Origin of the sequence: Corynebacterium sp. HMSC055A01 (genome assembly GCF_001809405.1) — a bacterium.
Taxonomy (GTDB): domain Bacteria; phylum Actinomycetota; class Actinomycetes; order Mycobacteriales; family Mycobacteriaceae; genus Corynebacterium; species Corynebacterium hesseae.
This window is the reverse complement of sequence record NZ_KV797557.1, coordinates 49,203-69,578: the sequence shown is the minus strand read 5'-3', so window position 1 is coordinate 69,578 and position 20,376 is coordinate 49,203. Positions and strand designations below refer to the sequence as shown.

18 protein-coding genes and 2 pseudogenes are annotated in these 20,376 nt (G+C 65.7%); 18 read left to right on the top strand and 2 right to left on the bottom strand.

What is annotated here, in order from left to right; translation table 11 throughout:
* The first annotated feature begins 72 nt into the window (after positions 1–72).
* The 3 genes from glf (at position 73) to HMPREF2604_RS04210 (ending at position 2,246) form a co-directional block, all read left to right on the top strand.
* Positions 73–1,269, top strand: coding sequence for a UDP-galactopyranose mutase (gene glf / locus HMPREF2604_RS04220; protein ID WP_070563434.1), 1,197 nt, complete (start codon positions 73–75; stop codon positions 1,267–1,269).
* An 81-nt stretch (positions 1,270–1,350) separates the two neighbouring features.
* Positions 1,351–1,587, top strand: coding sequence for a hypothetical protein (locus HMPREF2604_RS04215; protein ID WP_046647607.1), 237 nt, complete (start codon positions 1,351–1,353; stop codon positions 1,585–1,587).
* Between the two features lie 50 nt (positions 1,588–1,637).
* Positions 1,638–2,246 (top strand): three-helix bundle dimerization domain-containing protein, encoded by a 609-nt coding sequence (locus tag HMPREF2604_RS04210; protein ID WP_046647606.1) that lies wholly within the window; start codon positions 1,638–1,640, stop codon positions 2,244–2,246.
* Positions 2,247–2,248: 2 nt separating this feature from the next.
* Here HMPREF2604_RS04210 and HMPREF2604_RS04205 read toward each other — a convergent pair.
* Positions 2,249–2,635, bottom strand: a pseudogene (locus tag HMPREF2604_RS04205) (IS110 family transposase); the annotation flags it as partial.
* Positions 2,636–3,263: 628 nt separating this feature from the next.
* Between HMPREF2604_RS04205 and HMPREF2604_RS04200 the strand changes: the two are divergent.
* The 9 genes from HMPREF2604_RS04200 to HMPREF2604_RS04160 all read left to right on the top strand — a co-directional run bounded on the left by HMPREF2604_RS04200 (position 3,264) and on the right by HMPREF2604_RS04160 (position 13,599).
* Positions 3,264–3,767: an ECF transporter S component gene (locus HMPREF2604_RS04200; protein WP_230307979.1), complete on the top strand. Its 504-nt coding sequence runs from the start codon at positions 3,264–3,266 to the stop codon at positions 3,765–3,767.
* Positions 3,768–3,874: 107 nt separating this feature from the next.
* Complete coding sequence (locus HMPREF2604_RS04195) at positions 3,875–6,121, top strand: ATP-binding cassette domain-containing protein (RefSeq protein WP_246818368.1); 2,247 nt, start codon at positions 3,875–3,877, stop codon at positions 6,119–6,121.
* Positions 6,122–6,287: 166 nt separating this feature from the next.
* Positions 6,288–6,827 (top strand): hypothetical protein, encoded by a 540-nt coding sequence (locus tag HMPREF2604_RS14275; protein ID WP_246818367.1) that lies wholly within the window; start codon positions 6,288–6,290, stop codon positions 6,825–6,827.
* On the top strand, positions 6,811–7,854 hold the full coding sequence (locus tag HMPREF2604_RS04185; protein WP_070563426.1) for an ABC transporter ATP-binding protein: 1,044 nt from the start codon (positions 6,811–6,813) through the stop codon (positions 7,852–7,854). The genes HMPREF2604_RS14275 and HMPREF2604_RS04185 overlap by 17 nt, the downstream gene beginning before the upstream one ends.
* On the top strand, positions 7,851–8,603 hold the full coding sequence (locus tag HMPREF2604_RS04180) for an ABC transporter permease (protein WP_070517740.1): 753 nt from the start codon (positions 7,851–7,853) through the stop codon (positions 8,601–8,603). The genes HMPREF2604_RS04185 and HMPREF2604_RS04180 overlap by 4 nt, the downstream gene beginning before the upstream one ends.
* On the top strand, positions 8,600–9,337 hold the full coding sequence (locus HMPREF2604_RS04175; protein ID WP_070523826.1) for an ABC transporter permease: 738 nt from the start codon (positions 8,600–8,602) through the stop codon (positions 9,335–9,337). The genes HMPREF2604_RS04180 and HMPREF2604_RS04175 overlap by 4 nt, the downstream gene beginning before the upstream one ends.
* A 73-nt stretch (positions 9,338–9,410) precedes the next feature.
* A complete protein-coding gene (locus HMPREF2604_RS04170) occupies positions 9,411–10,094 on the top strand; it encodes a class I SAM-dependent methyltransferase (protein ID WP_070523823.1) in 684 nt (227 codons plus the stop codon).
* Positions 10,091–11,869 carry an ABC transporter ATP-binding protein gene (locus HMPREF2604_RS04165; RefSeq protein ID WP_070531852.1) on the top strand — a complete coding sequence of 593 codons (1,779 nt, stop codon included), beginning with the start codon at positions 10,091–10,093 and terminating at the stop codon, positions 11,867–11,869. The genes HMPREF2604_RS04170 and HMPREF2604_RS04165 overlap by 4 nt, the downstream gene beginning before the upstream one ends.
* Positions 11,866–13,599 (top strand): ABC transporter ATP-binding protein, encoded by a 1,734-nt coding sequence (locus HMPREF2604_RS04160; RefSeq protein ID WP_070517736.1) that lies wholly within the window; start codon positions 11,866–11,868, stop codon positions 13,597–13,599. Before HMPREF2604_RS04165 ends, HMPREF2604_RS04160 begins: the two co-directional genes overlap by 4 nt.
* A gap of 17 nt (positions 13,600–13,616) precedes the next feature.
* Here the strand turns inward: HMPREF2604_RS04160 and HMPREF2604_RS14040 are convergent, their stop codons facing one another.
* On the bottom strand, positions 13,617–13,784 hold the full coding sequence (locus HMPREF2604_RS14040; protein WP_154736589.1) for a hypothetical protein: 168 nt from the start codon (positions 13,782–13,784) through the stop codon (positions 13,617–13,619).
* A gap of 12 nt (positions 13,785–13,796) precedes the next feature.
* Here HMPREF2604_RS14040 and HMPREF2604_RS13860 point away from each other — a divergent pair, with 12 nt between their 5' ends.
* The 6 genes and pseudogenes from HMPREF2604_RS13860 to HMPREF2604_RS04130 all read left to right on the top strand — a co-directional run bounded on the left by HMPREF2604_RS13860 (position 13,797) and on the right by HMPREF2604_RS04130 (position 20,233).
* Entirely contained in the window at positions 13,797–14,171 is a 375-nt protein-coding gene (locus HMPREF2604_RS13860) for a hypothetical protein (protein ID WP_141746424.1), read from the top strand.
* Positions 14,172–14,712: 541 nt separating this feature from the next.
* Positions 14,713–14,871 (top strand): annotated as a pseudogene (locus HMPREF2604_RS04150) (protein tyrosine phosphatase); the annotation flags it as partial.
* 94 nt (positions 14,872–14,965) lie between these two features.
* Positions 14,966–16,918 (top strand): glycosyltransferase, encoded by a 1,953-nt coding sequence (locus HMPREF2604_RS04145; protein ID WP_070563423.1) that lies wholly within the window; start codon positions 14,966–14,968, stop codon positions 16,916–16,918.
* Positions 16,908–17,435: a phosphatase PAP2 family protein gene (locus HMPREF2604_RS04140; protein WP_070563420.1), complete on the top strand. Its 528-nt coding sequence runs from the start codon at positions 16,908–16,910 to the stop codon at positions 17,433–17,435. The genes HMPREF2604_RS04145 and HMPREF2604_RS04140 overlap by 11 nt, the downstream gene beginning before the upstream one ends.
* A complete protein-coding gene (locus HMPREF2604_RS04135; RefSeq protein ID WP_070523811.1) occupies positions 17,432–18,439 on the top strand; it encodes a decaprenyl-phosphate phosphoribosyltransferase in 1,008 nt (335 codons plus the stop codon). The genes HMPREF2604_RS04140 and HMPREF2604_RS04135 overlap by 4 nt, the downstream gene beginning before the upstream one ends.
* A 48-nt stretch (positions 18,440–18,487) precedes the next feature.
* A complete protein-coding gene (locus tag HMPREF2604_RS04130; protein WP_070523808.1) occupies positions 18,488–20,233 on the top strand; it encodes an arabinofuranosyltransferase AftB family protein in 1,746 nt (581 codons plus the stop codon).
* Positions 20,234–20,376: the final 143 nt, after the last annotated feature.

Below are 20,376 nucleotides of genomic sequence, written 5' to 3'. Positions count from 1 at the left end.
GTGTGACACGCGAGTTTCCTCGCTTGGGTGTCACCCGCCGTTTGCACGTGTTGCTGCCTTAAGCTGGTGGCCATGACTGCATATGACCTCATCGTTGTTGGATCTGGATTCTTTGGCCTGACCGTGGCCGAGCGCGCAGCCTCCCAGCTGGGCAAGAAGGTGCTCATCGTCGAGCGCCGCGAGCACCTAGGCGGCAACGCCTACTCGGAGGCCGAGCCGGAGACCGGCATCGAGGTTCACAAGTACGGCGCGCACCTCTTCCACACTTCGAATAAGCGCGTGTGGGAGTACTGCAACCAGTTCACCGACTTCACCGACTACCAGCACCGCGTCTTCGCCATGCACGACGGCACGGCCTACCAGTTCCCCATGGGCCTGGGCCTGATTAACCAGTTCTTCGGCCGCTATTACTCCCCGGATGAGGCGCGTGAGCTCATCAAGGAGCAGGCCGGCGAGTTCGCCGTAGATGAGGCGCAGAACCTGGAGGAGAAGGCCATCGCGCTCATTGGCCGCCCGCTCTACGAGGCTTTCATCCGTGATTACACGGCCAAGCAGTGGCAGACCGACCCGAAGGAGCTGCCGGCCGGCAACATCACGCGCCTGCCGGTGCGCTATACCTTCAACAACCGCTACTTCAACGACACCTACGAGGGCCTGCCCGTCGACGGCTACGCGGCCTGGCTGGAGAAGATGGCGGAGCACGAGCTTATCGACGTCCGTCTCAACACCGACTGGTTTGACGTGCGCGAGGAGGTGCGGGGGGCGTCGCCAAGCGCGCCGGTGGTCTACACCGGCCCACTGGATCGCTACTTCGATTTCGCCGAGGGTGAGCTGGGCTGGCGCACGCTGGACTTCGACCTGGAGGTGTTGGAGACCGGTGACTTCCAGGGCACCCCGGTGATGAACTACAACGATGCGGACGTGGACTACACCCGCATCCACGAGTTCCGCCACTTCCACCCGGAGCGCGCCGATAAGTACCCCAAGGACAAGACGGTCATTATGAAGGAGTACTCGCGCTTTGCCGAGAAGGGCGATGAGCCGTACTACCCGATCAACACCCCGGAGGACCGCTCCAAGCTGGAGGCCTACCGCAAGCTCGCCGCCGCTGAGGCCCGCGAGAACCAGGTTCTCTTCGGCGGCCGCCTGGGCACCTACCAGTACCTGGACATGCACATGGCTATCGCGTCCGCGCTGAGCATGTTCGACAACAAGCTGGCCCCCTATTTCCGTGATGGCCAAGCCATCACGCAGGAGCGCGGCCACTAAGCCGCGGCGCTGCCCCGGCTGCTCCCGATAGTGCAGCGTGGCGCGCTATGCTGAGACACCTCGATGGAAGGAGGTGACGGCATGGCCCAGCGCAAGAAGAAGCGTGCAGACCGCAGCATGTGGAAGATGTCCCCGGAGCGGCTCGAGGAACACCTCAAGCTGCGCAGTCGCGCAACGCGCATTCCCGATAAGAAGAAGGAACAATCCAGGAAGGCCTGCCGGAACACCCGGCAGGCCTTTGGCCTTTCTTTGGGAGGTTTCGCCAGCGCACGGGGCCGGGACGCCGCACATAAAACTTGTCGGACGCTCAACGATTGATTAAAGTTAACAGCAGGTTAACAATAGGCGAACAGAAAGTGAGTTTAGAGATGACTTCCCCGAATGCCCGCCGTTTCGATACGTTGCGCCAAGACTTGCACGCAGATTATGGCCACGAGTACACCGCGCAGGAGATTGATTCCTTCCTCGACGCCACCATTGAGCGCCACGAGGCCGGCGCAACCTTAGAAGAGTTCATCCCCGTGATGGTGGAGCGCGAGGTCCGCGAGCACTTCGGCACCCACCGCATCCACGTGCGTTTCGCCGCAGGAGCTGACCACGCGCTGGCGCAGGCTGCCGTAGCGCTGACGAAGAAGTACGCCGGCGAGGCCCTGCTTGTCGACGCCGCCGTAGCCCACCCCGAAAACGACCCCGACTCCCACATGGCCCACGTGCTCCAAGAGCGCGGCATGGCGGAGCACCCGGACCGCTACCTCGAGGACCTGCGTCTGGTGACCATCCCGGATTACATCGTGTACTTGGGCCGCGAGATCCCGCGCGACGAGGCCGGCAAGGACATCAAGATTTGGGACATCGCCACCGCCGAGACCGTGGAGGAGACCCGCGAGCTGGCCGATGACCTCGGCGCCCGCGTGCTCTACATGCTCAACCGCCTGGGAATCGAGCCCATCTCGGAGGATGCCGCTGTCACGGCCTAAATCAGCTGGATAAAGACTTCCTCAACGCGGTCGACACTGCGCAGGGAATCTGGAAGGTTAAGGCCGGCATGGGCGATGACGTAGGCGTCGCGTACATCGGTCTTGGAGTTGCCGACGTGGATGCGAGAGAGCTGTCGCATCGCAAGCCCTGGTAGATAGCGAACATCTGCCCCCATGTCTTGGGCGACTGCGACGGTCAACCGGCCGATGTTGTTGGGAATAACAAGGACCGAGGCGTTGTCGGCGAGGAATTGGCCGAAGAGCTTGCGTAGCGAGCCTTCATGCTGATTGATGCGTTTGGACAGGACTTGCCTGCCTTGGGGATCGAGGACGCAGGCGTGGTGGAAGTATTTGCCGACGTCTACGCCAATGACGAAGTCATAGGCCATGGGTGTATGCCTCCTAGCGATGAATGAGAAGTTGGACTATTTAAGCTTCATCGCTGGGGTTGTCGGACATGCTTGCGCTGGCATCCACATTACTGTGAGACCTCATACCACCTGGGCTGGGTCAGGTTCCTATTAGCAGTTTGAGTATGTCACTGTCTTCGGCGGCATCACCCCCGGATCATTTTCAGACAGGGGCGGGAATAAGCCATACCGAAGCCAGCGACTAGTTCCACTGTCCTTTCAGACGGAGGGAACGGAAATAAACATAACCAGCCCAATCGGGTGGACAGGTTATGAATCTTCGGTGCCCTGAGGTGGAACTGCTAACAACGTAATGGGGGGAAGCGGGGGCAAAGTCAATAATTCGAGTCTGGCATAAGTGGCTAAGGATTGCCTAACCTAATACTGTTTCAAGTTATGTTCCTGATCGGGAATCGGCAACGGAAGCGAGGCGGCGACGATGAACAGAAAACGTGGATCGACCAGAGAACCCCTCTCCGGAGGGGGAGTCGGGGACGCGGGCCCGGACGGGACGGGCGACGGCGACGCGGTGGCGTCGCAGACGGACGACGGGCGGTTGGTACACGTCGCACCGGTCGCAGCGGGTGGCCGACCATCCACCCGCGATATGCTCGTCGCCGCCGCGATCGGCGTCGCGGGGTCTCTCGTCGTCGTGCCCCTGACCTACCTGCAGGTGTTCGCCGGCATCGCCCACGTTTATCTCGTCGCGGCGACGCTCGGGTTGTGGTTCCTGCAGTGCGTCGTTCCCCTCATCGTCGTCCGCAAGCCTGGCGCGAGCCTCATCGCGTGCCTTGCCATGGGCGTCGTGTCCGCGGCGACCACCCCGTTCGGCGTCGCCGCGATCGGGGCGCTGATCATGGAAGGATTGCTCATCGAGCTTCCATTCATGGTCACCCTGTACCGGCGGTGGACGCGTACCCAGTTCGTGGCGTCGGCGATGTTGTTCTCCGCGCTGATGGGAACGATGGCCCCGCGCGCAGTTGGCGTCGACTCGCCGACCACGCCCATGACCCTGATCAGCTTCGCCGTAGCCTTGGCCTCGAGCTTGGTGTTTTTGGTCCTGGGCTTTGCCGTCGCAAAGGGGCTTCGCAGCCGCGGGGTCACCCGGTGACCGGCGGAGCACCCGCGTGCGCCGGTGCGACACGCGGGACGGCCCCGGCCCGGTTACGGGTTAGGGGCGCGGGCGTGCGGCACGCCGATGGGCGATGGGCACCCGACATGGTGGATCTCTCCTTCGATTTCGGCACGATCAACGCCATCACGGGACCCGTGGGATGCGGAAAGACAAGCCTGGCCCACCTCATCGCTGGACTGATTCCCTCGCACATCCCCATCGACCATGCCGGATTCGTGCACATCGTCGATGCCGACGGCACCGAACGCCCCGTGGACGGGGACCGGGTCACCTTCGTCGGGCAAGACCCGGCGACGCAGGTGCTCACGCTCCGAGTCGTCGATGACGTGGCCATGGCCCTCGAGTTTTCCCTCGTGGAAGCCGGTATCGTCGCCAAGCGATCAGCCGAGGCTCTATCGGAGCTCGGGCTGTCAGAGCTCGCGGAGAAGGATCCGTGGGCTTTGTCGGGCGGGCAACGCCAGCGGATGGCCATCGCTGGTGCGGTGGCCAGGGCGCCGGAGGTCATGATCTTCGACGAGCCCGCCGCCCACGTCGACGAGGACGGTCGGCGGGCGCTGTTCGCCGCCATCCGTGATTTGCGGGCCCCGGGGCGCGTCATCCTGCTCATCGAGCACGACCTCCGTCCGTTCGACGGGTGGGTCGACACGGTGACAATCCTCGATGCGGACGGGAGCGTCGCCGCGCACGGAGCGCCGGAGGGTATCGCGGTGAAGGGCATTGCGACGTCGGCCGCGACCGCCGGAGCGCCGGAAGCCAGTACGCCGGGCACGGGGGCACCGGACCGTCTCAGTCCGGACCGGCGGCGAAGGCCCCGGGGAGCCGGGGATGGCGCCGATCCGGAATCGGAGGCGGACGCCGTTCCACTGCTGGCCTTGACCGGAGCCCATGTGGCCCGGGGCAGGGAGCGGATCCTGAACGGGGCCGATCTGACACTGGAACGGGGCGAGATTCATGCCCTAGTCGGTGCCAACGGAGTCGGTAAGTCCACCTTGCTGGCGGTGCTGTCGGGCCAGATGAAGGCGGGAGCGGACCTCCGGATTGACGGCGCGTCCGCCCGGCGCGTCCCCGACGCCTTCGCGTCGTTGGCGTTCCAGAACCCCGAGCACCAGTTCACCCGCGCGACCGTCGCCGCGGAAATCGACTCCGCGCTGGCCGGCACGGACCCGCACGGACCACTCGGCGCCGATGAGCTGTGGAAACTGCGGGAAGCCTTGTGCCCCCGGGCACTTGACCCCGTCTCGCCGTTCGTCCTGTCGGGCGGACAGAAAAGACGGTTGGGCATCTTCCTGGCGGTGGCGGCCAATCGCCGTTTGCTGCTTCTCGACGAGCCGTTGGCGCATCTGGATTCGCCGAGCTCGCGCATCGTACTGGATGCCCTAGCGGAATACGCAGGGGCCGGCGGAACCGTTGTGTTCACGTGCCACGACCGCCGTGCTGCGCGAACGTGGGCGGATCGGGCGAGCATCGTCGCCGAAGGGAAGGTCGCCTGGTCCGGTCCCGCAGCCGACGTGCCGGCTTCCCCGGAGTCGTCCCGGCGGGATCGCGCACTGCCCGCGGCCGGCGCACGGACGTCCTTGGACGAAAGCCCCTGGACCAGTGGATCCGCCGCTCGAAGGCGCGCGGGGTTGAACGCCATCACGATTGTCGCGGCGGTGATGCTCGTCCTCGTCGCCGGGCTGCTCTCCGGCGGAGACGCCGTTCTCGCTCTGACGGGGGTCGCGTTCCTCGCACTCGCTGCGATCGCGGAACGCGACGTTCGGGCGACGGCGGGGAAGGTCCTCCTCGTCCTGTTGATCGGGGTGTTCTTCGGCCTGCTCGGGTGGCGCTCCGAGTTCTACGGCAGTGGGGATCCGGCGGAGGCTGTCCGCCACGGCATCCATCACGGACTGCTACTGACGGCCGTGTTTGCGGGGACGGTCCTGGTCTCCGCGTGTATGCGCGTCGAGGAGCTTTTCGACGCCATGGTGCAACGCCTCCGGGTGCCCTACACATGGTGCACCATAGCGATTTCCGGGGTGAGCATCGCGGCGTTCCTGCGCAGCGAAATCCCCCAGCTGACATGGGCGATTAGATTGCGCTCGATGCGACCGGGGCAGTCTTTCCGCTCCGGCTTCATTCGCGCGACGACGCCCGCGCGCATCGCCTTTCCCCTGTTCGTCAGCGCCGTGCGCTGCGCCGAAAAGCTGTCCCTGACCCTGGTGATGCGCAACTTCGGCCGCCATCCGCGACGTACCTTCCGCACCGATCACCCCTGGCGAGTGCGTGACGGTTTCGCGGCTGCAGCGTCCGCCGCGGCCTTCGTTGCCGCCCTGGTGTCCGCAGTGACTTGACGGGCACCCGGAACCGGCGGGCCCCGAGCCCGCGAGCGTTTCCGAGCCTGTACGGAGACGCGCCCCACCCAGTTGCTTCAACCCTTCAGACACATCCTCCGGGTCGCGCCATGCGGGCCCGGTCCGCCCGGCACCGGCATGGCGCCGGCAACCGAAAGAGGTACCAGTGAACACGATCCGGACCATCAGCGACGTGCTTCGGGACAAGGCCGATGAGACGAAGAAGGGGATCACCTTCGTCGAGAATCGGCGGGACGTCCTCGTCCCGTACGGCCGGGTCCATGCGGAGGCGGTGGCGGCTGCGACTCGGTTGGCTGAAGCCGGCATCGGCCCCGGCGATCGCGTGATCTTCCAAGTTTCGGAGAACCGCGGGCTCATCCGGGCGTTCTGGGGCTGCGTCTACGCCGGCGCGGGCGATGCGGGGCCGGCGGCCGAGACGACCGTAGTCCGGGCGACCGGCCCAGGTTCCTACAAAATGACCGCGGCGATTGCTGCCGCCACCGTTGCGTCGGTCGCGGGGAAGCCGGTCGCGCCGGGGTGCCGGGATCTCGTCGGCCACCCCGGCTCCTCGAACCGGTCCTCGCCTTCGCCCGCGATGCGGGCATCCATATCGAAACGCCGCATGACAACCCGACCACGGGGCCACTGCCGGCAGCGGCCCACTGCGACACCAAAGAAAAGGAGAAACGATGACAGATCAAGCTGAACGGGGTGCGGCGATCGTCGTCCGCGACCTCACGAAGAGCTACCCGATTGCGGGCAAAGCCGGCACCGCGCCCGAAGGCGGGGCAGGTGCTCCGCCGGACGGCGGGCGCAAGGGAAAGCGCGGCGCCCGGATGCGCAAGCATGTGCTCGACGGCGTGAGTTTCACCGTGCCCGCCGGGTCGATCGTGTCGTTCCTCGGCCACAACGGCGCAGGCAAGACCACCCTCATCCGAATCCTGTCGACGCTCATTACCGCAGACTCCGGCGAGGTGAGCATCTTCTCGCGCGATGTGAAAGAGGATCCGGCGGGCGTGCGCGCCGACATTGCCACCACCGGCCAATTCGCGGCGATCGACGAGAACCTCACCGGCCGGGAGAACCTGGAGTTCTTCGGGCGGCTGCGCGGACTCGACCGCGCCGACGCGGCCGCCCGCGCGACGGAACTGCTCGCGCAATTCTCGCTCGCAGACAGTGCTTCGACGTTGGCGTCGGCCTATTCGGGTGGCATGCGGCGCCGTCTCGACATCGCCGCGTCGCTGTGCGTCGTGCCCAGGCTGCTGTTCCTCGACGAACCCACGACGGGGCTGGACCCGGTCAGCCGCGAAGAGCTGTGGGGCTTCATCCGGCAACTGCGGGACGACGGAATGACCCTGGTGCTGACCACCCAGTACCTGGAAGAGGCGGAGGCACTGGCCGACCACGTCCATCTGCTCAAGGACCGCCGCATCGTCGCCAGCGGAACGCCGGAGGAATTGCGCCGCGACTTCGGGTCGCACGTGCTCCGCGTGTCCTTTGCCACCACCGCCGAGGCGGAGGCGTTCGCCCGCTGCCTCGGAGGAACGTGCCTGGACGGCGCCCGCGTCGCGGGGAAGTCGGTGTCCCTCGACGTCGACCCCGGACCGCAGGTCCTCGAGGCGGTGGCGCAGGCGATGGAGGCCTCGGACGCGTTGCCGGATTCGCTGAGCGTGTCGCCGCCCACCCTCAACGAGGTATTCATATCGATGAACGCAGGGGGTGCGGCGCGATGAGTGCGACGTCGGTCGCGGCGTTCCTCCGTCGGGATCTGCTGCTGTTGCGACGCAACACCGCGTCGCTGATCTCCATGTTCGTCGTTCCTCCCCTCTTCCTGCTGTGCCTGTACGCGGTGTTTGGGTACTCGGCAGGGCAATCCGGCTTCGGGTACCTGCGTTTCGTGCTCGGCGGCTGCCTGTTCCAGGCGGCGATGTTCACCGCCGCGGCGTCGGCGATGGCGGTGGGACAGGACGTCGAATCCGGGCTCGTTGACCGCGTGCGCGTGCTGCCCGGGGCCACAGGCGGCTATGTCGCCGGCAGGCTCGCCACCGATGTGCTGCGGATGTCCGCGTCGATCGCGGCGCTGCTGGTCGTCGCGTGGTCCTGCGGCCTCGACATGGCTCTCGGTGACGTCGCGTGGACAGTCCTGTGGTCACTGCTCGCCGCCGCGGTCCTGTCCCTGGTCACGGACGGGGTGATCCTGATGGTGCCCGCCCCGGTGTCGACAGCCTCATCGATCCAGGCGCTGGAAATGCTGCTGCTCATGTTCTCCACCGCGTTCATTCCGGCGACCGCTTTGGACGGCTCCCTGCGCGACGTCGTACGTCACATGCCGTTTTCGCCGATCATCGAGGTGATCAGGGCGGCGTCCCCGGATGCCTTCCCGGATAGTGCCGGGGAAGAGGCAGCCCTGTGGCTCGGTGTCGCGGCGGTCGCCGGAATCGTCTTGTTCATCCGCCGGTTCACCTCGAGGAGCGAATCATGATCGGCCCCATCTTCGTGCATCTGCGGCGCATTGCCCACATTTGGCTGCGGCGCCCCGACTTCTGGTTCATGACGTTCATTGCTCCGCTCGTGTACCTGTTCATCGTCAACCGCATGTTCGGTAGCCTGGTCAGGCAGCTCACCGGAGAGTTCGAACTCCCGAACGCGGTCATCCTGGTCGTGACGACGTGGGCGTTCATCTTGGCCATCACGGGATCGTCCACTGTGTTCGTTGAACGCAGCAATGGCCTCCACGAGCGGTTGATCACCATGCCGGCGCCGTACGCGGCCGTGCCGGTCGCACGGATCATCGCTGAGTTCATCCGGATCATGGCGATGTCGGTCGTCGTCGCGGCGGTGGCCGCCTTGCTTTCCGACAGCCCCCCTGAGGCGTCCTGGTGGTGGAGGATCGCGGTGACCGGCGCGATGGTTGCCGCGGCGGCCGCATGCACCGGCACGTACATCGCGTTCTCCATCACCAGCCCCCAGGGCTCCGTGGCCCTCATCCCGTTAATCATCGTTGCGATGTTCGTCAACACGGTGCTCATGCCCGCCGACCACTTCCGTCCCCTCCTGCGCGGAATCGCCGGGCACACCCCCGTATCCGCGGCCGGCGAGGCCGTCAACGGCACCGGGGCTGCGGGTCTGGTGGTCTGCGCGGCCTGGTTCTTTGGTATCGCCGTGCTCGCGGCGTGGGGCATCGCCGTGAAAACGAGGCCGGGGGAGTCTGCATGACGGCCCGCGAATCCGAGCATCTAACCCGAAACCGCCGCGTGGACGCGGCCCACACACCCGGAGACAGAACCAGATGAAGTCGATCGCCCAGATCGTCCAGAACAACCGCAGGCTCCTCGCGGCCTACGAGGACAAGGTCGAGCCGAGGTTCCTAAGCCGCTATGCGCGCGAACCGATGGACGCCGCCGCCGTGTACCGGAAGCTCCGTGCGCTGGATCCCGGGCCGGATGCGCCGGCCCGGGTCCTCGACCTCGGTTGCGGAACCGGGTGGCTCGCCCGCACGCTCGCCGCTGAGTCTCGCTATCGCAGGGCGAACATCGTCGGCTACGACCTGTCGCCCAATGCGATCCGCATCGCCCGCGAACGCGCCGCCGCCGACGGGCTCGGGGCCCGGACGGAATTCCACGTTGCCGACATCCTCACGCCGCTCGCGGGAGAGCCCGGCGGGGCCTGTGAAATCTGGGTGTGCGGCGCGCTCCACCAAATGAAGGATGCGGGAGCCGCGCTCGGCAGGGTCTCCGGGCTGCTCGCCGACGGCGGCATCGCTTACGTGCAGACGTTCGTCGAGGATCCCGACGTGAACGAGCGGGTCGACATGGCCGTCATGGCGAAGATGGGCCACCGGGTGTTCCGGGGCAGCGAGCTCGAGGACCTCGCCGAAGCCAACGGGCTGAAGCTGGACGGAGCCTCACGCGCCGGCATGGTGTATTTCTGCACTCTCGCGAAGAAAAGCGTGATCGGGGAGGCGGGGAAGTGAGCGCCGTGGACGGGACCGTCGGCCCGTGGTCGCTGCTCGCCCCGATCCGGACCCGGATGCGTGCGGTGGTCGCGTTGTCCGTCCTGTCGTCGGTGGCTACCGTCGCTTCGCTGGTCGGCATCATCGACATCGCGATGACGTACCCGGAGGCCCCGGTGCATCGGACGTGGTTGGCCGTGGCTGTCATCGTCGTCGCCGCGACGGTGCGAATGGCTGCAGACGGCGCCGCCGGCATGCTCTCGCACCGGGCGGATAACGACCTGCAGCTCCACCTCCGGCGCCGGTTGGTTGCCCATATCCGGAAGCTGCCGCTGGGCTGGCTGGACGCCCGGCGCTCGTCGGGGATCATCGGGTCGGTTGAGAAGGACGTCGCGGCCGTCCACCAGCTCATGGGCCACACCGTCGGCGAGACCGTGGTGGCGGTGCTGGTTCCCCTGCTTTCCCTCATCGCGCTCGTCGCGGTCGATTGGCGGATCGCGGCGGTGGCGGTCGTCCCAGTGCTGGTCACCTTCGCCCTGATGGGCATGATGATTTCGCGCGGAGCCGATCTTCAGCGCGACTACGAGCGAGCCTCTGAAAAAGTGACGGCTGCGGTCATCGAGTTGGTGCGCGGCATCCCTGTGATGAAGTCCTTCGGACGCGCCAACCAGGGCGCGGGCCGCTACGATGCCGCGGCGTCGTCGTTCGTCCGCGCGTGGTCCGCCTGGTCCCGGCAGTCGAACATCTATCTCGGGCTCATCGACGTGGTGACGTCCCCGATCACGGTCCTCGCAGTGGTGTGCGGCGCCGGCCTCGCTTTGAGGGACACCGCGGGCGGCAAACCCGAGGGTCTCGTCGCCGGGCTGGTTCTCGGCCTTGGACTCTCCGCGGCGATCGTGCGGGTGGCCATGAACTCCGAACCCATCATCGCGGGGCTCGCCGCTCTGAAGTCCATTGCGAAGGTGCTGAGCACGCCGCCGATCGCCGAGCCCGCCGATCCGGTGCCCGCGCGCGGGGGCGCGCTCGAGGTTCGGAACCTGGTCTTCTCCTACGGGGATGGGCCGCGGGTCCTCGACGGGATGTCCGCGACGTTCGAACCGGGGACCCTCACGGCGCTGGTGGGGTCCTCCGGTTCCGGAAAGTCCACCGTCGCCCGGCTGTTGGCACGTTTCCACGACCCTGTCGAAGGCTCGGTGCTGCTGGGCGGCGACGATCTTCGCGACATCGCCGTGCGCGACGTGCACCGTTCGGTGTCGGTGGTGTTCCAGGATCCGCAGTTGCTCACGCTGCCCTTGCGGGAGAACATCCGGCTGGCCAGGAGAGACGCCACCGACGGCGAAATCATGGCGGCCGCGAAGCTCGCGAACCTCGATACGGTCATCGCGGCGCTGCCGAAGGGCCTGGATTCGGTGGTCAACGTCGACGTGACCTTTTCCGGTGGTGAGGCGCAGCGCGTGGCCATCGCGAGGTCGATTGTCACGGACGCGCCGGTGCTCATCTTCGACGAGGCAACCGCTTACGCGGATCCGGCTTCCGAGGCCCTCATTCAGTCCGCAATCGAGCGTTTGGCTCGTTCGCGGACGGTGATCGTGATTGCGCACAGATTGAGCACGATCCGCAACGCCGACCGCATCCTCGTTCTCGATGGGGGAGCGGTCGCGGAGGCGGGCACCCACGACGAGTTGCTTGCGCGCGGTGGCCGCTACCGGGATCTGTGGCGCGCGTTCGCGCTCGACGACGAACCATCCGCCCCGCGGGGCACTGAAGCAGACGATGAAAAGGCAGGGAACCGATGATCCGGGACTTGTGGTCGATGACGGATCGGCGCTCGAAGATGACGCTGGCGTGGCTCATTGCGTTGGCCGCGCTTGCCGCGCTGGCACAGGGTGCGGCGTTCGTCGCGCTGCTGCCGCTGCTGTCGGCTCTGGCCGTGGGAGATGATGCGACGGCGTGGCGTTTCACCGGCGTCATCGCCGGCCTCGCGGCCGCCCATGCGGTGCTGTCCCTCGCCGCGGGGACGGTCGGCAGGGCGAATTCCGCAGCGGTGCTGTCGTCCCTGCTGCGTTCCCTGGGCGAACGCGTGCTGACGTTGCCACTCGGGTACGTCACCAAGTCCACGGCCGGCCGCTTTTCGGAGATGGCGTCTTCGGGCATGGCGTTCGCGGCGTCCGTGCCGCACGTGATCCTGAGGCCCGTCATCGCTGCTGTGGTTGCGCCGACCGTCATCGCTCTCGGAATTCTGGCGGTGGATTGGCGCGTCGGGTTGGTTCTCGTCGCGTCGGCGCCGGTGCTCTTCTTCGCCTACCGGGCCATTGGCCGGGTTGGCGGGGAGTCGGACGAAGCGCATGCTGACGCCGTAGCTGCCGTCTCCGGCAGGCTGATCGAGTTCACCCGCGGCCAGCAGGTGATTCGCGCCGCGGGCGACGGTTCGGCGGCGGACGCGATGGTGGATGAGGCGATCCAGGCCCAACACGATGCGTTCGCGAAGGCGACGTCGACGCAAGGCGCGGCCATCGGACGGTTGGGCTCGGTCGTCCATGCGGTGTTCACGGCGGCGGTGGTCGTCGCCGTGGCGGTCGCCGCGACGGGCGGGATGTCACCGGCGCATTTGGCGCCGATGCTCATTGTGGTCGTCCAGTTCACCGGACCGATCACCACGGCGGGAGCGTTGTCCGGCGGTTTCGGCGCGGGCCGCAACACGTTGGCTGCGCTGCGTGACCTGCGGGCGATCCCCGCCCTTCCCGAGCCTGCCGCACCGGAGCTGCCCGACGGGCATGACGTGGAGTTCCGCGGCGTGAGCTTCGGGTACGGGGATAAGAAGGTTCTCGACGGCGTCAGCTTCCGTGCACCTCAGGGAGCACTGGTTGCCGTAGTGGGACCGTCGGGGGCGGGCAAGACGACGGTCATGCGGCTGCTGTCGCGTTTTCATGATCCGGACTCGGGGGAGATCCTCATTGGCGGGGTGCCCTTGCCTCGGATCGGCACCGACGGCGTAAACTCGCTGGTGACCCCGGTGTTCCAGGAGACGTTCCTCTTCGACGCGTCCGTGCGGGACAACGTGGTCTTCGCCGACCCCGGATTCGGTTCCAAGCCCGGCGACGGAGACCGCTTGCGCGAGGCCGCCCGGCGATCCGGGGTGGACCGCATCGTGGAGCTGCTGCCTTCCGGGTGGGATAACCCGGTGGGGGAGGAGGGGACGCTGCTGTCGGGAGGCGAGCGGCAGCGCGTCGCCATCGCCCGGGCGCTTCTGAAGGATTCCCCGGTGGTGCTTTTCGACGAGCCAACGTCCTCGCTGGATGCGGCCACTGAGCAGGCGATTGTCGGCACGATGGAAGCGTTGCGCGGCGATCACACCGTGATCGTCGTCGCCCATCGCCTGCACACCGTCCGCGATGCCGACCTCATCGTCGTGCTTTCGGAGGACGGGACGGTCGCAGAACGGGGCACGCACGATGAATTGCTGGCGAAGGGCGGCCGCTACGCCGAGTCGTGGACGTGCCGGACGGGAGGCTCCCCGGGCGCCTGATCCTCGTCCGTCGAGGACTATCGCTCCGGTCCGGTACCGGTGCAGTGGTCCCGCCACGCCGTCCCGGTCAGCGGGTCCTCGACGATGCCCTGGGCGACAGGGGCGTAATTGAAGCCGTAGTGCTCGGTGCGGTGGGCGGGGCACACGTCTTGGACGGTGATGTTGGTGACGCCGGGTTCCCGCACGAAGGAGTTTTAGTGGGGGAGCACGGCATTGTCGTGCCGCGTGCCCAGGAAGGTGTACCGCACGCTCGGTCGAGTGATGTCGCCGATGGTCAGCTCATTCAGCAGCATGGAACCGGAGATCTGCTGTTCCCAGGCAAGCGCGTTCGTTTTGCCGGCGTTTCGGGAGTATCCGTGGCGCATCTCGGGGTGGACGTCAAAGCGATCGGCTGCGCTGTGCTCCCGGGGCCCGTGGTTCGAGGCACCGGTACCGATGAGCTGTTCGACGACCCGGTCCCGGGAATGAGGATGACGGGCAATTCACCGTCCCGGGGTGGCACCGGAAGTCGTTGGCGCCGGGGGCACCAGACTGGGCTTGGCCATGGACAGGGCCCGGGCGGCCGCGGGTGAGGTTTGCCGGCGGCCGGGCCACCGGTCGGGAAACCGCCGTCCGACAGCGACGAGGGGATTCTCGTCACCTCGTCGGGGCGTGTTCCTATATAGGTTGTGAACTCCACGGGTGGGCTTGGGGCCTGACCCCCGGAGAGTAGACACGTCGGGGGTCAGGCCCATCCTTGGTTCCTCATTGGGGCATGTGATGGCGGGGATTTCTCTGAAGGTTTCGTTTTCCCTTGCTGGCGTTCTTTTTGCAGCATTTCTTGTTTGTACCGGCGTTTATCTCACTTGGGGAGCAGTTGGGAAGAGGTTCGCTAAAGTCGACTCTTTGAGCTGACTGAAATAGGAAGAAAGACACTCTGATCATGTGTTGCTATGAGGAGTATCCTTCTTATTGCACAGAGTTAATAGTTGTCAGTTAGCGAAAAATTAGTCAGTATTGTTCTCTACTTTCTCAATCTCCCTCCGATTCGACACTCTCTTGAGCCTCTGACAATTGCGGCCACGAGTTCGTGACCATCGAGGTCGATTTCCTTTTGGCGCCGCAATCATAGGCGACGAAGTCGGCAAGGACATCAAGATTTGGGATATCGCTACGGCAGAAACCGTAGAGGAGACCCGCGAGCTGGCTGACGACCTCGGCGCCCGCGTGCTTTACATGCTCAACCGTCTGGGCATCGAACCCATCTCGGAGGATGCACCCCTCTCGGCTTAGCTTTCAGCCGCGTGGGAACTCAGCTGAAGAGTGCGAAACCACTAATCTTGGTTCCTGAATACTGTCGAAACCTGTGTGGAGAACCGAAAATATCGTGACTGCCAACAAATCTGCTGCGTACGAACCCGTACAGCGCATCCTGCTGCCCAAGCGTGGCGAGCCGGTCGACGTCCGCATGCTCTACCTCATCGAGTCCGAGCAAAACCGCGAGCGCCTCAGCTGGAGCGGCCGCACCTCCGTGACCATCCCGGCCGGCGAGGAAGCCTCCTTCGAGACCTACTTCAACGCCTTCCCGGCCGCCTACTGGCGCCGCTGGTCTCAGCTGAAGTCCATCGTGCTGGTGATGGACGTCGAGGGCGAGGCCAACATTTCCCTCTACCGTTCCAAGCAGGATGGCCAGCGCATCGCCGTGGCCAACCACGTGGTGACCACCGGCCACCACGAGTTTGAGCTGCCCCTGAAGAACTTCGAGGACGGCGGCCTGCTGTGGTTCGATGCCTCTGCCGTTGAGGACACCGTGCTTGCCGACGCCTCCTGGTGCGCCCCCCACGCCCCGAACCCGCAGCTCCTACCGGACGGCAGTGAGTACCCGGCGCAGGACAAGCGCGTCGCCGTGGGCATCCCGACTTTCAACCGCCCCACCGATGCCGTCGCGGCGCTGCAGGCGCTGGCAGAGGACCCGGTGGTGGACGGCATCATCGACTACGTCCTTATGCCGGATCAGGGCAACCAGCACCCGGCGGACGAGCCGGGCTATGACGAAGCGGTGGCGCACTTCGGTGAGCGCTTCCGCGAGTTCCGCCAGGGCAACCTGGGCGGCTCGGGCGGCTACTCCCGCATCATGTTCGAGGCGCTGGAGAATACCGACTCGCCCTACATCCTCTACATGGACGATGACATCGCCATCGAGCCGGATTCCATCCTCCGTGCGGTACAAGCGGCGCGCTACGCCGCCAAGCCCTTCATCGTGGGCGGCCAGATGCTCAACCTGCAGGAGCGCTCCCAGCTGCGCACCACCGGCGAGCGCGTCAACCGCGCCGACTTCATGTGGGGCGCGGCCGAGCACGCCGTTTACGACCACGACTTTGCCAAGTACCCGCTGCGCGCCATCGGTGACGCCCAGTCCCACCTCGACCCGAAGAAGTACGACTCCCGCGCGCTGCACCGCCGCGTCGACGTGGAATACAACGGCTGGTGGATGTGCCTCTTCCCGCGCGTCGTCGCGGAGAGCATCGGGCAGCCGCTGCCGCTGTTCATCAAGTGGGATGACACCGAATATTCCCTGCGCGCTGCCGCCCACGGTTTCCCCACGGTGACCTGGCCGGGCGCTGCCATCTGGCACATGGCGTGGGCGGATAAGGACGATGCCATCGACTGGCAGGCCTACTTCCACCTGCGCAACCGCCTCATCGTGGCGGCCCTTTACCACGAGGGCGATGCGCGCGGGATTACCAAGTCCATCTTCAAGTCCACCCTCAAGCACACCATGTGCATGGAGTACTCCACCATGGCCATCCAGCTGGAGGCCATGAAGGACTTCCTGGCCGGCCCGGATCAGCTCTTCGACATCCTGGAGTCCTCGCTGCCGCGCATCGCGGCGATCCGCAAGGAATTCCCGGACGCCGTCATCATCGAGTCGGCGGATCAGCTGCCCGCGCCCACCGGCGCGCCGGGCGTGCCCACCCGCAACATCGGCGGCCGCCTGGGCAAGATCAAGAAGATTCCGTGGCTCATCAAGTCTGCCAAGCACCTGGTTACCAAGGAAGACCCGGCCCATCACGAGGCGCCGCAGCTCAACCTCACCCCGGAGGAGGCCCGCTGGTTCACGCTCTCCCGCGTCGATTCCGCCACCGTCTCCACCGCGGGCGGCACCGGCGTGGCCTTCCGCAAGCGCGACCGAGAGCTGGCCCTCGAGCTGGTGAAATCCACCCGCGAGCTGCTCAAGGAAATCGAGGAGAACTTCGATGACCTGCGCGCCGAGTACCGCGCGGCCCTGCCGGAGCTGACCTCCCGCGAGTCCTGGCGAAAGGTCTTCGATGCCCAATAAGCTGTCTATCGCCGAATCCCACGTCCTCGAGAAGATTCAGGACGTGGCCTTCGAGGCCCCCGGCGTTCTGCCCACCGCGCGGGGCTTAAGCCACTTCGGCGAGCACGCCCTGGGCTGGCTGGCTCTCTCTGGTCTGGGTGCTGCCGTGAGTTACCAGAAGCCGGCGCGCCGCCGCCAGTGGGTGGCTGTTGGCGTGGGCGCTTTTACGGCGCACGCGGCCAGCGTTGTGATCAAGCGCATTGTGCGCCGCAAGCGCCCGGATTATGACTACGTCAAGGTGGGCGTGAAAACCCCGTCTAAGCTGTCGTTTCCTTCTTCTCACGCGACGTCCACAACGGCGTTCCTCGTGGGTGCCGCGCACGTCATGGGAACCCCGGCACCGCTCGTCGGTGTGCCGGTCATGATGGCCTCGCGTATGGTGCTCGGGGTACATTACCCATCCGATACGGCGTTCGGCGCCCTGCTGGGGGCCGCCACCGCGGAAGCATGTCACCGCTATGAAAGGAAGACCGCATGAGCGAACGACCAAACCGCGTCGACGACGGTGAGCAGAGAGTCTTCCACTCTGAGCCGCACACCTCCGGCATCGATACCGGCCGCAAGCGCAAGCCCCCGAAGAACCTCGCCGACGGCATGGTCAAGGCCCTGCGCCCCAAGCAGTGGGTCAAGAACGTCCTGGTCTTGGCCGCCCCTGCGGCCGCGGGTGCGGACTCGCTGTTCCATTCGCGCGTGCTACTCGACGTCCTCCTCGCCTTCATCGTCTTCTGCATGGGCGCGTCCTCCATTTACCTCATCAACGATGCCCGCGATGTGGAGGCTGACCGTGCGCACCCAACGAAGCGCTTCCGCCCGATCGCAGCGGGCGTGCTTCCGGTGGGCCTGGCCTATGTCATGGCGGCCGTGCTTATCATCGGCTCGATTGGCCTGTCCTTCCTGGCCACGGCGGGCCTGCAGCTCGCCATCGTCATGGCCATTTACATTGGCCTGCAGCTGGGCTATTGCTTCGGCTGGAAGCACATGCCGGTGATTGACATCGCCCTGGTGTCCTCCGGCTTCATGCTGCGCACCATGGCCGGCGGCGTGGCGGCGGGCATCGAGCTGTCCCAGTGGTTCCTGCTGGTGGCTGCGTTCGGCTCCTTGTTCATGGCCTCGGGTAAGCGCTACTCGGAGATCCTTTTAGCGCAGCGCACGGGCGCCAAGATCCGCAAATCCCTGGAGGGCTACACGCCCACCTACCTGCGCTTCGTCTGGACGCTGGCGGCTACTGCCGTGGTCATGTCCTACTCCCTGTGGGGCTTCCAGCTCTCCAATGAGTCTGATGGCCCGGCCAGCGTGTGGTACCAAATCTCCATGGTGCCGTTCACCATCGCCATCCTGCGCTATGCCGCCGATGTGGACCGCGGCAATGGCGGTGCACCGGACGAGATCGCCTTGGAGGACCGCGTCCTCCAGATTCTGGCCCTGGTGTGGCTGGCATGCATCGCCATGGCGGTCTACATCATGCCGGTAATGGTGGGCTAGCCAGCGGCGATCGGGAACAGGGCAAGGCAAGTGCTAAACTCTCTCCTCATGCGAAAATCCGATACACGTACCGCGGCCGCGCTCAGCGCGCTGGCCTCGGTCATCGTGATCGGAGTTTTCTCGTTTTGGGGTGGATTCGCCCGCCGCTGGATCTCCGACGACGGCCTGATTGTCCTGCGCACTGTGCGCAACCTCGAGGAGGGAAACGGGCCCGTCTTCAACGCGGGCGAGCGCGTCGAGGCGAATACCTCGACGCTGTGGCAATACCTGATCCTCCTCGTGCGGTGGGTAACGAACGCCCCGCTGGAATCCATCGCCGTCAACCTGGGCCTCGTGCTGGCGGTTGCGGCGATGGTGCTAGGGGCGTGGGCCACGGCACGCGCCTTCTTCCGCTCGGGCCAGTTTGCCGCACCGCTGGTGGCTCCCGCGGGTGCGCTGGTCTACCTCGCGCTGCCCCCGGCCCGTGACTTCTTCACCTCCGGGCTCGAATGGGGCCTGTCCATCTTCTACCTCGCGGCCCTGTGGGCGCTGCTGCAGCACTGGGTGCAGTCCCGCGATAGCGCCAGCGCCTACTGGCTAGCGCTGTGGGCCGGGCTGTCCTGGCTCGTGCGCCCGGAGTTCGCGCTCTACGGCGGACTGGCCGGCCTGCTGCTCTTGGCGGCACACCGTAATTGGAAGGCGTGGCTGGGCATCCTCGGCGCGGCCCTTCCCATCCCCGCGGGCTACCAATTCTTCCGCATGGGCTACTACGGCCTGGTGACTCCGCACACGGCGGTGGCCAAGTCGGCGTCGTCAAGCGCGTGGGGCAGCGGCCTGAACTACCTGAAGGATTTCGTGGGGCCTTATGCCCTGTACCTGCCCGTTCTCGTGCTGGCGGGTGCGGCGTTGTGGACCTTCCGCGCCCAGCTGCGCCCGGCAGCGCTGCGCAGCGCCACGACCGTGACCTACCTGATGGTCGGGGCGGCGGCGGTGCACGTGCTGTACGTGCTGCGCGTCGGCGGTGACTTCATGCACGGACGTATGCTGCTGCTGCCGCTCTTCGCCGCCCTTCTCCCCGTTTTCGTGCTGCCGCTCAAGGGTCTTGTGTCTTCGCTCGCGGTGGCCTTCTGCGCGGTGTGGGCATTCATCATCGTGCTGCGCGGGCATCCGACGGATTGGGATGCCTATGAAAAGCCGCTGTCCATCGTGGATGAGCGTGATTTCTGGACCTATGCCACCCACCGCGAGGCGGGCCACCCGCCGCGCTCGGCGCGGGATTACCTGGGGATGAAGTTCATGCGCGGCTACGAAGAAGCCGGCGAGAAACTCGTTGGCGGAGATGCCCTGGCCACCATCTATGTGGAGGATAAAGAAAAGGACCTGCTCAACTGGCTCACCGTTCCGCGCGAGCCGGGAATGAACGAGCCACCGACGGTGTACTTGGTGAACTTGGGCATGACGTCGATGAACGCGCCGCTCAATGTCCGGGTTCTTGACACGATCGGTCTGGCCACGCCGATGGCCGCGCGCATGCCCCGCGAGGAAGGCGGGCGCGTGGGCCACGACAAATCCCTCGAGCTGGAATGGCAAGCAGCACTCACGGGCGCGGACATCGAGTATCTCCCGCCGTGGTATGACAAGGACAAGACCCGCCAGGCGCGCGCCGCGCTGGACAGCCCAGAAGTGCAGGAACTCATCGCTTCCTATAGCGCGCCCCTGACGTGGGAGCGCTTCCGCGCGAATCTAGCTTTCTCGCTGACCTCGGGGCGCACGCTCATGTTGCCGTCTGACCCGAGCGATTATCCTGTCCATTAGCTTGGTGTGAGCTGGGGAGCACCCCCATGGGTAGGCGAAAATTGCCAGGGTGCGTTACGCTAAACAAGATTCTTGTTATTGATCTGTAACTATCGCTGGCGTGTTGGCGATGTAGTAGTGGCAGTAAAAACGTTAAGGAGAAA

Bases quoted from the DNA above. Each gene is read 5' to 3' on its own strand.
- HMPREF2604_RS04200 (WP_230307979.1), top strand. From the start codon at position 3,264: ATGCTCGTCGCCGCCGCGATCGGCGTCGCGGGGTCTCTCGTCGTCGTG.
- HMPREF2604_RS04175 (WP_070523826.1), top strand. From the start codon at position 8,600: ATGATCGGCCCCATCTTCGTGCATCTGCGGCGCATTGCCCACATTTGG.
- HMPREF2604_RS04160 (WP_070517736.1), top strand. From the start codon at position 11,866: ATGATCCGGGACTTGTGGTCGATGACGGATCGGCGCTCGAAGATGACG.
- glf (WP_070563434.1), top strand. From the start codon at position 73: ATGACTGCATATGACCTCATCGTTGTTGGATCTGGATTCTTTGGCCTG.
- HMPREF2604_RS04215 (WP_046647607.1), top strand. From the start codon at position 1,351: ATGGCCCAGCGCAAGAAGAAGCGTGCAGACCGCAGCATGTGGAAGATG.
- HMPREF2604_RS04135 (WP_070523811.1), top strand. From the start codon at position 17,432: ATGAGCGAACGACCAAACCGCGTCGACGACGGTGAGCAGAGAGTCTTC.
- HMPREF2604_RS04195 (WP_246818368.1), top strand. From the start codon at position 3,875: ATGGTGGATCTCTCCTTCGATTTCGGCACGATCAACGCCATCACGGGA.
- HMPREF2604_RS04210 (WP_046647606.1), top strand. From the start codon at position 1,638: ATGACTTCCCCGAATGCCCGCCGTTTCGATACGTTGCGCCAAGACTTG.
- HMPREF2604_RS04130 (WP_070523808.1), top strand. From the start codon at position 18,488: ATGCGAAAATCCGATACACGTACCGCGGCCGCGCTCAGCGCGCTGGCC.
- HMPREF2604_RS04140 (WP_070563420.1), top strand. From the start codon at position 16,908: ATGCCCAATAAGCTGTCTATCGCCGAATCCCACGTCCTCGAGAAGATT.
- HMPREF2604_RS04170 (WP_070523823.1), top strand. From the start codon at position 9,411: ATGAAGTCGATCGCCCAGATCGTCCAGAACAACCGCAGGCTCCTCGCG.
- HMPREF2604_RS04180 (WP_070517740.1), top strand. From the start codon at position 7,851: ATGAGTGCGACGTCGGTCGCGGCGTTCCTCCGTCGGGATCTGCTGCTG.
- HMPREF2604_RS04185 (WP_070563426.1), top strand. From the start codon at position 6,811: ATGACAGATCAAGCTGAACGGGGTGCGGCGATCGTCGTCCGCGACCTC.